Below are 14,710 nucleotides of genomic sequence, written 5' to 3' on the forward strand. Positions count from 1 at the left end.
GACCGTATTTAACGTTCACCGGACAGACCGGTGAACCAATGGATTCAGAGGTACACGCAATGCCATTTTCCGATTACAAAACCGCGCTGGTCACCGGCGCTTCTTCCGGGATCGGTGCCGCCGTGGTCGAGCGCCTGTGTCAGGAAGGCATTGAAGTCCACGCCATTGCCCGCAGCGCCGACAAGCTCGCTGAACTGGCGGCACGCACCGGTTGCATCGCCCACGCGATCGACGTGACCGATCTGCCGGCCCTGACCGCGCTGTTCGAACAACACAGCTTCGACATCCTGGTCAACAACGCAGGTGTGGATCGTCCGGGCTCAATCCTTGCTGCGGACGCTGAAGGCATCGACTTCCTGATCGACGTCAACCTGCGCGCAGTGCTGCATCTGGCCCGTCTGGCGCTGCCCGGCATGGTCGAGCGTGACAGCGGCCATATCATCAACATCAGTTCCATCGCCGCGGCCTACAACTTCGGCGGCAACTCCACGTATCACGCGACCAAAGCAGCCGTGAGCATGCTCTCGCGCCAGCTGCGTATTGACGCATTCGGCAAGCGTGTCCGGGTCACCGAAGTCTGTCCGGGCCGGGTTGCCACTGACATCTTTGCCCACGTGCATGGCGACTCAGAAGAAACCTACAAACGCTTCGTCGAAGGTTTCGAATTGCCGGTGGCCGCGGACATCGCCAATGCCATCGCCTTCGCGATCGCGGCCCCGGTTGCAGTAAACATCGGCCATATGGAAATCACCCCGACGCTGCAAGTCCCCGGCGGTCTGTCCACGGCCCGCCCGCAGGACTATCAGGGTTGAGTTCAGCCCAGGCGACCAGAACGGACTGATCCGTCAATGCGCTCTTTTGGCCAGGCCAGCGCCTGGCATTTTTTCTGCCCCTACCAATGCCGATAGGGATTGACCATGAATGACTTCGATCTAGCCCCGATCCTCACCGGCGAATATGCCGAGCTGATCGTCAAGGGCATCGAAATGACGTTGCAACTGGCGCTGTTCGCCTGGTGCCTGGCAATGCTGCTCGCGCTGGTTCTGGTGACGGTGCGCCTGACCGGCAACAAATACGCCAATGGTCTGGTGGCGGCCTATGTTTCCTACCACCGCAACGTGCCGACGCTGGTGCAATTGATGCTCTGGTATTTCGGTATTCCAACCTTGCTGTCGACCTCCACTCAGATCTGGCTCGCGGGTTACAACACTGAGTATCTGTTTTCGGTCATCGCGCTGGGCCTCTGTCAGGCCGCCTACTTCAGCGAAGACATTCGCAGCGGCCTGCGCGCCATCCCATCCGGACAAACCGAAGCGTCACGGGCGCTGGGCATGGGCTACGTGCGTTCGATGCGTTACGTGATCCTGCCGCAGGGGGTGCGCAACTGCCTGCCTTCATTGATCAACCACACCGTGCTGCTGTTCAAGAACACCAGCCTGGCCATGGCCATTGGCGTGATGGAGTTGACCTACGCCACTCGCGAAGTCGAGAACTACACGTTCCGCACCTTTGAATCCTTTCTGGTCGCCTCGGTGGTGTACCTGGCCTTTTCGCTGCTGCTGATGGGCTTGGGTGCCCTGCTGGCCAAGCGATTCAACAAAGCCCTGGCGAGGTAAGCGAGCATGTTCGATATCTTCACGATCCTTCAACAGAACTGGACGCTGTTCCTTATTGGTCAATACCCGCACGGGCCACTGGGCGGTCTGGCGGCGACGTTGATTCTGGCGATTCTGGCGCTAGTTTTCGCCTTCCCGCTAGGCCTGTTGCTGGCCATGGCGCGGATTTCCCCATGGGCCCCGCTGCGCTGGTTTTCGACCGTCTGGGTCTATGTACTGCGCGGCATCCCTCTGCTGATGGTGATTTTCTGGACCTACTTCCTGGTGCCGCTGCTGATCGGCCACAACATCACCGGTTTCACCACCATGCTGTGCACATTGGTGATCTACCAGAGCGCCTATCTGAGCGAAATCATTCGCGGCAGCATTCAGGCGTTACCAGCCGGCCAATACGAAGCGTCCCGGGCACTGGGCATGGGCTATATGCGCACTACCCTTTGGGTGATCTTGCCTCAGGCACTTTACAACGCCCTGCCCAGCCTGCTCAGCCAGTTCATTTCGATTATCAAGGAAACCTCGCTGGGCTACGTGATCAACGTGCAGGAAATCACCTTTGCCGCCAATCAGGTAAACAACCAGTTGCTGACCAAGCCATTCCAGGTGTTTTTCATCCTTGCTGTCATCTACTACCTGCTGTGTTTCGCCCTGACCCATCTGGCCGACTGGCTGGAGCGGCGCATTGCCCGCAAGCGTCTGGGCACCGTCACCGCTGCCGCCGTCGACAGCCCTTTGCTGACCCCCATTAATTGAAGAGGGCTGACTCATGCGTCCAATGATCATGTTTTCCAACGTCAACAAGTGGTACGGCGAGTACCAGGCGCTGACCAACCTCACCGCACAAGTGAACACCGGTGAAGTGGTCGTGCTGTGCGGGCCTTCGGGCTCGGGCAAATCAACCCTGATCCGTACAGTCAACCGCCTGGAAGACATCCAGAAAGGCCAGATCCTGTTCGACGGCCAGGACGTGAACGGCACCGACGCCAACGTCAATCGCCTGCGCAGCCGGGTGGGCTTCGTGTTTCAGAGCTTTAACCTGTTCCCGCATCTGTCGGTGCTGGACAACATCATCCTGTCGCCGACCAAGACCCTCGGGCTCAAGGGGTCGGCTGCCAGGGAACGCGCCATGCAGTTGCTGGACCGTGTGGGCCTGGCGCATAAGGCTGGCGCTTATCCGGCGCAACTGTCCGGTGGTCAGCAACAGCGAGTGGCGATTGCTCGCGCACTTGCCATGGAACCACCGGTGATGCTCTTCGACGAGCCCACCAGCGCCCTCGACCCGGAAATGGTCGGCGAAGTGCTGAGCGTCATGAAAGGCCTGGCCAAAGACGGCATGACCATGATGTGCGTGACCCACGAGATGAATTTCGCTCGAGAAGTGGCTGACACCATCTGGTTCATGGACGCCGGGCAAATCCTGGAAAAAAGCGACCCTGAGAGCTTTTTCAGCCAACCCCAACACCCTCGCGCCCAGCGTTTCATCGCTGACCTGCGGGCGCACTGATATTTAAAAACTGCCGCTGGACCTGCTCTTAACTCATCCTGAATTTCTGGAGTTTCCCATGCGTATCAAGCATTTGTTCGCCGCTGTAGCTTTGAGTCCCTTGGCAGTCACTGTCGCCCACGCCGACCAACTGAGCGACATCATGGCCAAGCAGTCGTTGAGCTGCGGCGTGTATGCCGATGTCCCGCCATTCTCCGCGCCAGACCCGAAAACCCGTGAACTGGTAGGCATGGACGTGGATCTTTGTACCGCGCTGGCAAAAAAGCTGGGCGTCAAGCTGGAGCTCAAGCCGATGTCGGTTGAAGCACGGATTCCCGAAGTAAAAATGGGCCGCGTTGACGTCCTGTTCGCCAACCTCGCGTACACCAAAACCCGCGCCGACCAGATCCAGTTCAGCGATCCGTACTACATTGCCAAGGAAACCCTGGTGGTTCACGCGGCCAATGCCGACAAGGACAAGGCGTTCTTCAAGGGCAAGCGCATCAGCTCGACCAAGGGCTCGACTTCTGAACAGTCGATCCGCATCGCCGAGGCCATTCCAGTGACCTTCCAGGACACAGGTTCGGCCTACATGGCGTTGCAGCAGAACAAGGTTCTGGGCCTGGTCACCAACACCATGACTGCCATCAAACTGGTCAATCAGGCCAAGGCGTCCGGCATTGAACTGGCCATTGCCAAAGAGCCCATGGCCCTTGAGCCGATCGGTGCCGGTATGCGCAAGGATGAGCCCGCCTTCCTCGCCAAGGTCAATGAATCACTGAAAGCCATGGACGACGCCGGTGAAATCGACGCCATCTGGGAACGCTGGATCGGCCCGAACACCGAATACAAAATGGTCCGCGAAGACAAAGTGCAGAGCCTGAGCGCACTGAAGTTTGATCCGTTGCCGTAGTTGGATGGATCTAACCTGCAGGATTTCGCAGGACCTGTAGGACCTGTAGGACCTGTAGGACCTGTAGGACCGGCTTTAGCCGGGAGGGCATTATTTCCAACGAAGAAAACTCGGTGAATGTCCCGACGCCCTCCCGGCTAAAGCCGGTCCTACGGGATTGCAGGCAGCATGAAATCTCCCACAAGGATAGAAGACTGTCAGTCTCTTACCGATACCCCCGCGCCTGCAAATCAAACAGCTCGGCATAGCGGCCGCCCGCCGCCACCAGGCTGGCGTGATCGCCCCGCTCCAGTACCCTGCCCTGATCCAGCACCACGATATGATCGGCGTTGCGCACACTGGAGAACCGGTGCGAAATCAACAGTGTCATGCGCCCCTTGGCGTAATCGCGGAAATGATCAAATACCGCCGCTTCCGCCCCGGCATCCAGTGCAGCGGTCGGCTCGTCGAGAATCAGAATGTCTGCGTTACGGCGCATGTAAGCCCGGGACAAGGCGATCTTCTGCCACTGTCCCCCTGACAGCTCCTGCCCGCCTGCAAACCACCGACCCAGTTGCGTGGCATAGCCTTTGTCCAGGCGCTCGATGAACTCCGCTGCCATGCCCTGACTGGCTGCATCGCGCCAACGATTCTCTTCGCCAAACGCATCGATATCGCCAACTCCGAGGTTTTCTCCGACCACAAACTGGTAGCGAATGTAATCCTGGAAAATAACCCCGATGCGCCGTCGCAGTGCATCTTCGTTCCAGTCATTAAGATCGCTGCCGTCGAGCAGGATGCGCCCCTGATTGGGCCGATAAAGGCGGGTCAGCAATTTGATCAACGTCGTCTTGCCAGAGCCGTTCTCGCCGACCAGTGCCACGCTGCGACCCGGCGCCAAATGCAGGTCGATGTTCTCCAGCGTTACGTGGCTGGAGCCGGGATAACTGAAGCTCACGCGTTCAAAACGCAGACCATCGCCTGGCAGCACACCCTCGGTGATATGGCCGGTTTCCACCGGCACCGGTTGCCCGAGGTATTCGTACAGATCGGCGAGGTACAAACCGTCCTCGTACAGTCCGCTGATTGCGCTAAGGCTGCTGCTGACGGCGCTTTGTCCCTGCTTGAACAGCACCAGGTACATGGTCATCTGCCCCAGGGTGATCTTCCCGTGCACCGCGTCGATCACGATCCAGGCATAGGCCAGATAAAACGCGCTGGTGCCCAACAGTCCCAGCAGAAAGCCCCAGCCATCGCGGCGCAGGGTGAGCTTACGGTCTTCGGCATACAACCGCTGGAAGGTGTCGCGATAACGCTGCATCAGCAAGGGACCGAAGCCAAACAGCTTGACCTCCTTGATGTAGGTTTCGTGGGAAAGCAGCGTCTCGATGTAATTCTGCTGACGGCTTTCAGGAGCGCGACGAGTGAACAGCCGAAATGCATCGCCCGAAAAATGCGCCTCGGCAAAGAACACCGGCAAGGCACCGACCACCAGAATCAACAGGGCCCACGGCGAAAAATGCACCAGCAAAATGCCGAAGCTGACCAGCGAAATCAGGTTCTGGATCAAGCCCAGGGATTTGGTCACCAGCGCTAAAGGCCGGGTGGAAGCCTCGCGACGGACCCGCACCAGCTTGTCGTAAAACTCGGAGTCTTCGAACTGGATCAGCGACAGGGTCTGGGCTTTCTCAAGAATCAGCGTGTTGACCTTCTGCCCCAGTTGCACCCGCAACAGCGATTGCTGCACGGACAACGCGCGCTGCGTCCCAGCCAGCAACGCCAGCACCCCTGCCTCCATCAACACATAACGCAGCGCCGGCCACAATGGCGCATCGCCCGCCGCGGCATGCAACTGCATGGCAGCCACTACGGCATCGACTATGCGCTGGCCCAGCCAGGCCGCCAGAGCAGGTAGTACACCCGCCATCAAGGTGGCGACGATCAAGCCTAGCGACAAACCTCGGGACGTGGTCCAGACCAGTCCCATGGCACGGCGCGCCTGATCGAGAAAAGCGGTGAAACGACTGACAACGGGCATGCTTGGGGGGACTCTGAATGGCTGGGTTGATAAACGTTTGTGGAAATCCTGTGGGAGCGAATTCATTCGCGAAGGCGGTATTTCAACCACAAATTTTCATTGGTTTTACGACCCCTTCGCGAATGAATTCGCTCCCACGGATATGCGATATACCGTGAAATATGCGAACGCAGCACGACACCTACGCTCCAAGGCTAAGCTCACATCATAAGCCCCGAGGACGTGCACCATGGAAGACACCTACAACCTGCAGCGTTTCGTCGATGCGCAAGACCCGGTATTCGAGCAGGTGCTCAAAGAGCTCAGCGCCGGCCGCAAACAAAGCCACTGGATGTGGTTCGTGTTCCCGCAAATTGCCGGACTGGGTCATAGCGAAATGGCCCGTCGGTATGCCATAACCTGCCTGGATGAAGCCCAGGCCTATCTCGCGCATCCACTCCTCGGAGCACGTCTGGAGCAATGCGCGAAAATCATCGAACCACAATTGCAACGGACGGCACGGCAGATATTCGGCTCCCCCGATGATCTGAAGCTCCACTCAAGCATGACTCTTTTCGCTATCGCTGGACCTCAACGCAAAGTGTTTCAAGGCGTACTCGACACCTTCTTTGATGGCACGCACGATGCCAACACTCAGGGAAAAATCAGCAATCGCAGTGATTGAACTATCAGAACGCCACTAGTGTCATAGCGCTATCACCCATGGAGCGCTTTATGGCAGTTAGCCGACACTTCGAGATCCGCTACAGGATCCACGGGCAAGTAAAACTGTTCGTACAAATTGATTCGCAAATGACTGACTCCGATGCCTGGTATTACGCCTGCCTGCACGCAGGTATCGGCGTACTGCACAATCAGTCTCCGCCCCCCGAAGAGATTATCCTGCTCAGGCATCATGCGGAACGCTCGGGATTGACCGACGTCAGTTGGCAGGAACAAACCTAACGTCCTGCCCGCTGCACGCATCGCTCGCGCCGATCATCAACCCGCTCGGCGAACCACGCGGTGGTCAGGTCGCGGGTGATCTTCGGACTCTGCAGCGTGATACCCGGCAGGATCGCCCTTGGCAACGGTTTGCCTGCGGCCTGCTCGGCGAGTTCGAAGACCCGCTCGTACACTTCAGTCTTCTGGAAATCCAGCGTATCGCCCTGCTTGAGCTGGCTGAAAATCGCCGAATTGCTCATATCCAGACGCTTGCCCAGCGAGCGAATCGCCAACTCGGTGGCGCCGGGTGACGTGGAGTCGTAGCGAATCAAGTCACCGTCCAGCGCCAGCTTGATGCCCGTTGCGCGGCTGACGGCACTCTGGAACGCCGCATTGCGACTGGCGTACCAACCGGCATTGAAATCGGCGAAGCGATAAAGCGACTGCGGATAATCAGCCGGGTAGCCGAGCAAATGGGCGATCCCGAAATACATGCCGCCACGTCGGCTGAATACTTCGCGGCGAATCGTGCCGTCAACCGGGTATGGATAACCCTTGGCCTGTTTCTCGGCGAAGGCGATGCTTACCTGCATAGGCCCGCCCGTATGTACCGGGTTCAGGCTGCCAAACAGCGTCTGCCCCAAAGGCACCATGCCAATAAAATCATCAAAGATCGCGCTGAGGTCCTTCTCGGTGCGTGCAGCCTCCAGTCGCGCGGCATAGGTTTTGCCGTCAGGCGAGCGGATTTTCAACGCACGGTTAATCAGCATCTGCGGAATGTGCAATCGGGCGGCGCGGCGATCTATTTCGCCCCGAGCGATTCTCGCCATCCCCGGTACGGCCGGATCAACTTGATAGGTGGATTCCTGTTCTGTAACTGCCAATACAGAACACAGGTTTTCCGCGCTGGGTTCCAGTTCCTGCGCGGCAAAGGCCGTCTGAATATCCGCAGCCCAGCCTTCCCGGTCCGGCGTTTTGGCGGGCATCAGACGCACAATCTGCGCACGGACTTGACCCGGCGTCAGTTCCGGAGCCTGCTGAGTGCGTTGAGTGCCGCAAGCAGCCAGCAACAACCCGCCGAACGCGATCAGTAAGGGTTTGAGCACAGTAGAAATGTCGAGCGAATACCCGAAAACCGGCAGCGATGATCGATTCAAAAGCATGCATCCCCTGGCACTGCTGAAAATTGGAATCAGCCCCATGGCCGCTGATTCGAATTCAATAGACCTGCGTAACAGCATGAATGCTCGGAGATTTCCTGAACAGCGATAAATCCGCGGTCAGAACACCGACCATTCGATGCGCGAACTGAGCTTTTCCAACGCGGCCATGCCCGCGAGAGAGTTGCCTGCCGCATTGAGCTCGGGGGACCAGACGCACACCGTGAAACGTCCAGGCACTACGGCCACGATGCCTCCACCTACCCCGCTCTTGCCCGGCAAACCCACCCGGTAGGCAAAGTTGCCTGCCTCGTCATAAAGCCCGCTGGTGGCCATGATTGAGTTGAGTTGCTTGGTCTGTCGAGCACTGAGAATTTGCTCACCGCTGTGCACGCAATAGCCTTGATTGGCGAGGAAGCCAAAGGCGCGGGCCAGATCGACGCAGCTCATGCTCAAGGCGCAGTGATGGAAGTAGCTGCGCAGGACCGCTTCAACTTCGCCGTGGAAGTTATCGAAGGACTTCATCAGGTAGGCCGCAGCTGCGTTTCGTGAACGGTGCTGATATTCGGACTCGGCGACTTTGGAGTCGGAAATGATCTCGGGGTTACCGCACAGACGACGCACGAAGTCACGCATCGACAACGCGGGTGCCGCGAAGCGTGACTGGTTGATATCACAGATAACCAACGCCCCGGCGTTGATGAAGGGATTGCGTGGCCGACCGCGTTCGAACTCCAGTTGCACCAGCGAATTGAACGGCTGACCGGAGGGCTCATGGCCCAACCGCTGCCAGATTTCCTCGCCGGAGTGGCCGATGGCCTGAACCAGGCTGAAGACCTTGGAAATACTCTGGATAGAAAAGCGCGTCTCGGCATCGCCCGCACAATACAGCTCACCATCGTTGCCATATACGGCAATGCCCAATTGATTCGCAGGCACGTCGCCCAGCGCCGGAATGTAGTCGGCGACCTTGCCCGTTCCGATCAAGGGACGTACTTCATCGAGTATCTCGTTCAGCAACTTCTGCATGGATGCGCTCATTGTTTTTGGGACCGCATGCTAGACGATCAATCGGCGAAGCGCATCACACAGGTCACCTGTTGACTTGCAGGTTACGAGGCCAGCGATGGCGATCTGTCTGATACACCGCTATCGCGGCCTCGCGGTGCTCGTGCGCTCCTACAGGCTTGGGTCAGCTCAGAAATGCAAATGGCTGGGGGACTACAGGATGCAGTTCAATCCGGGGGATTCCTGGCTCAAGCCCCAGTACTCAATTCCCCACGCAGGGATTCCTGACTCAGTAGATCACGCCGCCAGGCGCGGTAGCCGTAGAACGCAAGTACCACAAACCCCGCATACAATCCGGCAGTCAGATCCAGATCGCGGTGCAGGTACATGCCGACATAGACGCAGTCGAGAACGATCCATAGCCACCAGCTCGCGACGTATTTGCGTGCTGCCCAAACGCTGGCGACTAGGCTGAAAGCTGTCAGCGATGCGTCCAGCCACGGAACGACGGCGTCGGTAAAGTGGGCCATCAGACTGCCGAGAAGCACGGCTGCCATCGCACCGACGATCAGGTTCAACACCGCCGTTTGCAGCGGCAGGCGCGCCACATGCACCTTGCCATTGTCCAGCCCGCCCTGACTCCAGCACCACCAGCCGTAGCCTTGAAGGAAGGCAAAAATCACCTGCAGCAGCATGTCCGAATAAAGCTTTGCGTCGTAGAAAATCCACGCATACAACAACACCGCCACCACACTCACCGGCCAGCACCAACGAATGCGCCGGGCGGTGAGCCACACACCGATGATGTTGATGAGCACCGCGATTATTTCCAGTGTTGACATGGTTTGCCCCTCGGCTTGCTGGCAAAAAGCACCAGCCTGGAAAGCATTAGCGTTGTTGTTATTGCTGGAGATCCAGCGCCTGTTGTTTAAGCTCGCGTTTGCGCGTCATCGGCAGATCTTCCTGATCACCGTAAGGTGCGCTGTACCATTTGCCATAAGTCGGATTAGGCAGCAGGAACCAGCGCTGTCCCAACCAGGCCAGATAAGGCGCGGCAGCCTTGCGTTGTGCAGCCAGGTTATTGCTGTCGGCCTGGATGAAATCACCAAATGAATCCCCTACCAGCATCAATACCCGTGCATGGCTGGCGACCCATTGGCGGCGGCAGGTCTTGCCATAGCCGTCCTTTTCACAGCCACCAGTGGGCGTCGCCGCCGCCAGAACCTGCTGCGCATCGTCCACCGGAAAACCACGCAGGCGCAGGTTCTTCACGGTGGCCGCCACTTGTGAATGCTCCCGATTGGTCAGGTAATACACCTTGACGCCACGCTGAGCGGCGGCCTGCAGGAAACCCACCGCCCCCGGCAAATCCTGAGCTTTGGCCTCGTCCACCCAGACATTCCAGCGATCATAGGAATAAACCTGATCGTTGCGAATATCCCGCGCGTTAAGCGGAATGTTATCCAGCAGGGTTTCGTCGATATCAACGATCACCGCTGGCGGCAACCCGGTCAGGTTACGCGGTGCTTGCGGCAAGGCATCCCAGGTCGGATCGGCCAGTGCGACATCGAGTTGCCGCGTGGCGCTGTCGAACACCTGCCGGTAAATCAACTCGTGCTCGATGGACGTCTGCGTCCACAGCACGGCATCCAGTTGATCATTGGCGGGTGGCCGTTGCTGGCACCCGGCGAGTGCAGCGCACAGTACCAACGCGCCACTGATAAAGAACTTGCCCATGCTTGACCTCAGAAATTCACAGTGGCCGACACTCGCGCAGTACGCGGTGCGCCGGGGAACAGATAGCCGTCGCCCGCAGACTCGCCCACATCACGCCAGTAACGCTTATCGAACAGGTTGTCGACAGTCAGGCGCAGCACCGTGTCATAGCCCTCGACCTTGGTGCTGTAACGGCCGCCCATATCAAACACCGCATAGTCGTCGACCTTCACGCTGCCTTGTCGGTTGGCGTACTTGCTGCCGCTGTACTGCACTCCGCCCAACAAGGCAAGCCCATTAAAACCGGGAATACTGTAATCACCGTGCAGGGCGGCACGCAGTTTGGGTACGTTGAGCGCCTGATGATCGTCGTAGGCGTCGGTGCCGCTGCCAGTGACACGTGCCCGAATCGCGGCGACGCTGGCCGATACTTGCAGATTCGAAGTCACTCGACCATTGGCAGACAGTTCAAGCCCGGTATTTTTTTGCTTGCCTTGCTGCACGTAGGTCAAGGTCCCGTCGTCGTTGGGACGGTTGTACTGGTAGTCCTGAGAGATCTGGAACAGCGCGGCGGTCAGGCTCAAACGCTGCCAGTCGTGCTTGACCCCCAACTCGATCTGCCGGGATGTCGTCGGTGGCAGAATCTCATCGGCGTTGGTGCTGAACCAGGACGCCTCGCCGCCCAACGACAAGCCTTTGCTGTAGCTGATGTACAGCGCAGTGTCCGGACGCGGTTTGTAAATCAGTGCCGCCTGAGGCAGAAACTCCGCCCGTTGGGTATGCCGGGTGGTGGCGCCTGCCTCGTCATAGGTTTTTTCGTCAAGACGAACTTGCCGCCCGCCCAGCACGGTTTGCCACTGCTCGTTGAAGCTGATCCGGTCGGTGGCGAACAGGCCGTACTGACGGCTGTCGAGGTGACGGTAAGTGTGGCCCGCCTCCCCCGAAAATGGCTCGAAAGTATCCGGAGTGGTGCCGATTACCCCGCTGCCAATGAACTCGTTGAGTGCATCACGACGGTCCACCACACGGCGGAATGCTGTAGTTCCGAACGTGAGTTCATGCTTGAGAAATCCGCTGTCGAACTGCCCGCTGATTGCGGCCTGGGCTTCGTCATTGCGACGCGTATCATCAGGGCTGCGGTAGTCCGAGATATCGTACTCACCTTCCGGGCTGAAATAGTTCGCGACGTTCACGCCTGCGCAACTGGCCGAGCCATAACAGCCCCAGGCGAAGGTGCTGTAGTCATCGATCACTACACGACTGCGGGAAGCGCTGAAACTGGCTTTCCATGAATCGTTGAAGCGGTACTCATAAAGCCCGTCAAGGTTCAGCGACTGGATACCCACCGGGTTGGACCAACTCTGGTAGCCCAGCAGATCACGGGGATCAGGTTTATGCGGAACTCTGGTGCCGCCCAGCAACTGGTAACCCGGCACGGAACGCTGTTCGCGGTTCTGGTACTCGGCATTCAGTTGCAAAAGACTGTCTGGGCTGATGTTCCAGTCCACCGCCAGCGAGGCGAAATCACGTTTGCCGTCGGCGTGATCCACGTAAGAACGAATGTCCTCATGCGCCAGGTTGGTACGAATACCGAACTGCCGCTCGCTGCCGAACCAGCCACCCAGATCCGTAGCCAGGTAACGCTCACCCTGCTCATTGGTCGAGACAGTGACGGAACGTACATCTTCCGGACGCTTGCTCACGTAATTGACCACACCACCGGGCTCTGACACACCACTTTGCAAACCCGCAAGGCCCTTGAGCAATTCAACCTGCTGCTTGTTTTCCAGCGCGACGTTCTGCTCGCCGGTGATCGTCCGGCCGTTTATTTTGTAGCTGCTGGCAGAATTAAGGGCAAAACCGCGGACCACGAAATTTTCGTAGTAACCGACTGGCGCATAACTCTCGCCTACCGAAGCGTCGTTACGCAGCACTTCACTGAGCAGCCTGGCCTGCTGATTCTTGAGTCGTTGCTCGGTGATTACGGCAATCGACGCCGGTGTGTCCAGCAAAGGCGCTGGGCCAAAACCGCCCACCGTGGCCTCAATGGCCTGATAGCCAGCGTCTTGCTCGCCGTTGACCGTGATCGCGTCCAGCAGCACGCCGCTATTTGCGGCTGTACCCTCTTCTGCCCACGCCGCCCCCGCCAGCCAACCATTGCCCACGCCACAGGCCATCAACACACCAATTCTCAACAGATTTGGCGAAAACCTCGGCGCGGGTGACTCAGACATTCGATAAGACATAACCATGAAAGCTCCTTTGTGGGCGCTGTATACCGACGCTTTATGCCGGACGCAAGCGCGAGGCCTGCAAACAGTGCGTTACAACTGGATTTTTCAAGGAGAGAAGACGTCAGGCAGGGGGAATGCGATCGGTAGGAGCCTGGCTTCATGCAGGTGACATGTAAACACAATTTCCGTGGGTGCTGCCCCGGTGTCCATGGCGCCGCGCTGTATCGTGGCAAACATAGGACCTGTAGGAGCTGCCGAAGGCTGCGAAGCATTCATCCTGACACACCGCGATCGCAGCCTTCGGCAGCTCCTACAGAAAACGCATTTCAATCCACTAGATTACATGTTGCTTTATTAGAGCGAATTCATTCGCGAAGGGCCGGTACATTCCCAACTTGGGTATTGTCCCGAATGAAAGCGGTCCCCCGGGTCCAACATAAGCCTGAAATCATGACCAACCTGTATGCGGTGCTTGCCCGCAATACAGGCGCTGGAAAGCTATCGTCAAACCCGCGATTGACGCCCAATAAACGGATGACTTGGATCGTTATAGCCCGGGGTCGAAGAATGCCCGGTAACCACCAGTTCATTCACGAAAGCCTCGTCTTCGGCCGTGAACCCGTAGTTCAGCGCGGGCACGTAGTCATTCCACTGTTCTTCGGTACGCGGGCCTGCAATGGCCGACGTCACCAGCTTGTTGTTGAGCACCCAGGCCAACGCGAATTGACCGGACGTAATACCCCGTGCTGCGGCGTGGTCCTTGACTCGCTGAGCCAGATCCAGCGATTCGGCACGCCATTCGGTCTGTTGCAGACGCGGGTCGTTGCGTCCAGCCCGGGTACCTTCGGCCGGTGGCTGGCCCGGATCGTACTTGGCGGTCAATACCCCACGGGCCAGCGGGCTGTAAGACACCACGCCAATTCCGTAGTACTCGGCAGCAGGCAAGTGTTCAACTTCAATCTGACGGTTAGCCAGGTTGTACAGCGGCTGAGTGGCAGCAGGACGCTCGATGCCCATCAGATCTGCAGTACGGCTGAACTCTGCGAGTTTCCAGCCACGGTGGTTCGACAAACCATAAGATCGGATCTTGCCCGCCCGGATCAGATCCGACAGCGCACGCAGGGTTTCTTCCACCGGCACGCTGTCGTCCTCGCGATGCAGATAAAGCAAGTCGATGTAATCGGTGTTCAAACGCTTGAGGCTGGATTCCACAGACTGAATGATGCTGGGCCGCGATGCGCCACGATCATTGGGTGCCCGGCCACCGGGATTAGGGTTACCAAACTTGGTAGCCAGAACCCAGTGCGAACGACGCTCCGCGATCAATCGGCCGACTACTTCCTCGGATACTCCGCCGTTGTAGTTATTGGCGGTGTCGATGAAATTGATGCCCTGTTCAAAGGCCTTGTCGACAATCCGCTTTGCGACCGCATCATCGGTCTGCTCACCAAACATCATGGTGCCCAAGGTAAGTGGCGAGACCCTGACACCATTACGGCCAAGGTTGCGGTATTCGATAGCGCTCATGGGTGCTCCAGAAATGGGTTGATGACTTCGGCGTTGAGTTGGCTCGCCCTGCAAGATACTCCTGAAACAAATGCATGGGGATGCCAATCGCAGCCTTCGGCAGCTCCTACAGATT

14 protein-coding genes are annotated in these 14,710 nt (G+C 58.2%); 7 read left to right on the forward strand and 7 right to left on the reverse strand.

Features of this window, described 5'->3' with window-relative positions; all coding sequences use genetic code 11:
- Positions 1 to 59 precede the first annotated feature (59 nt).
- The 5 genes from K3169_RS18015 to K3169_RS18035 all read left to right on the forward strand — a co-directional run bounded on the left by K3169_RS18015 (position 60) and on the right by K3169_RS18035 (position 4,009).
- Positions 60 to 812 (forward strand): SDR family oxidoreductase, encoded by a 753-nt coding sequence (locus K3169_RS18015; protein ID WP_231677408.1) that lies wholly within the window; start codon positions 60 to 62, stop codon positions 810 to 812.
- Between the two features lie 105 nt (positions 813 to 917).
- Positions 918 to 1,616, forward strand: a complete 699-nt coding sequence (locus K3169_RS18020) for an amino acid ABC transporter permease (RefSeq protein ID WP_049826736.1) — start codon at positions 918 to 920, stop codon at positions 1,614 to 1,616.
- 6 nt (positions 1,617 to 1,622) lie between these two features.
- Positions 1,623 to 2,366, forward strand: coding sequence for an amino acid ABC transporter permease (locus K3169_RS18025; RefSeq protein ID WP_099268282.1), 744 nt, complete (start codon positions 1,623 to 1,625; stop codon positions 2,364 to 2,366).
- Between the two features lie 22 nt (positions 2,367 to 2,388).
- Positions 2,389 to 3,117: an amino acid ABC transporter ATP-binding protein gene (locus tag K3169_RS18030; protein ID WP_027898359.1), complete on the forward strand. Its 729-nt coding sequence runs from the start codon at positions 2,389 to 2,391 to the stop codon at positions 3,115 to 3,117.
- Positions 3,118 to 3,175: 58 nt separating this feature from the next.
- Positions 3,176 to 4,009: an ABC transporter substrate-binding protein gene (locus K3169_RS18035; RefSeq protein WP_027898358.1), complete on the forward strand. Its 834-nt coding sequence runs from the start codon at positions 3,176 to 3,178 to the stop codon at positions 4,007 to 4,009.
- A 205-nt stretch (positions 4,010 to 4,214) separates the two neighbouring features.
- On the opposite strand, the gene K3169_RS18040 is transcribed toward K3169_RS18035, so the two are convergent.
- Positions 4,215 to 6,026 (reverse strand): ABC transporter ATP-binding protein, encoded by a 1,812-nt coding sequence (locus K3169_RS18040; RefSeq protein ID WP_263267304.1) that lies wholly within the window; start codon positions 6,024 to 6,026, stop codon positions 4,215 to 4,217.
- Positions 6,027 to 6,255: 229 nt separating this feature from the next.
- Here K3169_RS18040 and K3169_RS18045 point away from each other — a divergent pair, with 229 nt between their 5' ends.
- Both K3169_RS18045 and K3169_RS18050 read left to right on the forward strand, forming a co-directional pair.
- Positions 6,256 to 6,690: a DUF1810 domain-containing protein gene (locus K3169_RS18045; RefSeq protein ID WP_255877799.1), complete on the forward strand. Its 435-nt coding sequence runs from the start codon at positions 6,256 to 6,258 to the stop codon at positions 6,688 to 6,690.
- 50 nt (positions 6,691 to 6,740) lie between these two features.
- Positions 6,741 to 6,971 (forward strand): DUF6555 family protein, encoded by a 231-nt coding sequence (locus K3169_RS18050; RefSeq protein WP_231677404.1) that lies wholly within the window; start codon positions 6,741 to 6,743, stop codon positions 6,969 to 6,971.
- On the opposite strand, the gene K3169_RS18055 is transcribed toward K3169_RS18050, so the two are convergent.
- From K3169_RS18055 to K3169_RS18080, 6 genes are all read right to left on the reverse strand, one after another.
- On the reverse strand, positions 6,968 to 8,113 hold the full coding sequence (locus tag K3169_RS18055) for a DUF1615 domain-containing protein (RefSeq protein ID WP_411567006.1): 1,146 nt from the start codon (positions 8,111 to 8,113) through the stop codon (positions 6,968 to 6,970). The genes K3169_RS18050 and K3169_RS18055 overlap by 4 nt on opposite strands.
- 117 nt (positions 8,114 to 8,230) lie before the next feature.
- Positions 8,231 to 9,139, reverse strand: coding sequence for a glutaminase B (gene glsB, locus K3169_RS18060; protein WP_027899344.1), 909 nt, complete (start codon positions 9,137 to 9,139; stop codon positions 8,231 to 8,233).
- A gap of 227 nt (positions 9,140 to 9,366) precedes the next feature.
- Positions 9,367 to 9,960, reverse strand: a complete 594-nt coding sequence (gene pnuC, locus K3169_RS18065) for a nicotinamide riboside transporter PnuC (RefSeq protein WP_231667257.1) — start codon at positions 9,958 to 9,960, stop codon at positions 9,367 to 9,369.
- A gap of 58 nt (positions 9,961 to 10,018) precedes the next feature.
- Positions 10,019 to 10,855 carry a 5'-nucleotidase, lipoprotein e(P4) family gene (locus K3169_RS18070; RefSeq protein WP_027899346.1) on the reverse strand — a complete coding sequence of 279 codons (837 nt, stop codon included), beginning with the start codon at positions 10,853 to 10,855 and terminating at the stop codon, positions 10,019 to 10,021.
- A gap of 8 nt (positions 10,856 to 10,863) precedes the next feature.
- Positions 10,864 to 13,086, reverse strand: a complete 2,223-nt coding sequence (locus tag K3169_RS18075) for a TonB-dependent siderophore receptor (protein WP_263267305.1) — start codon at positions 13,084 to 13,086, stop codon at positions 10,864 to 10,866.
- Between the two features lie 486 nt (positions 13,087 to 13,572).
- A complete protein-coding gene (locus tag K3169_RS18080) occupies positions 13,573 to 14,595 on the reverse strand; it encodes an aldo/keto reductase (protein ID WP_263267306.1) in 1,023 nt (340 codons plus the stop codon).
- Positions 14,596 to 14,710 lie beyond the last annotated feature (115 nt).

This window comes from Pseudomonas phytophila (genome assembly GCF_025643095.1).
GTDB classification, from domain to species: domain Bacteria; phylum Pseudomonadota; class Gammaproteobacteria; order Pseudomonadales; family Pseudomonadaceae; genus Aquipseudomonas; species Aquipseudomonas quasicaspiana.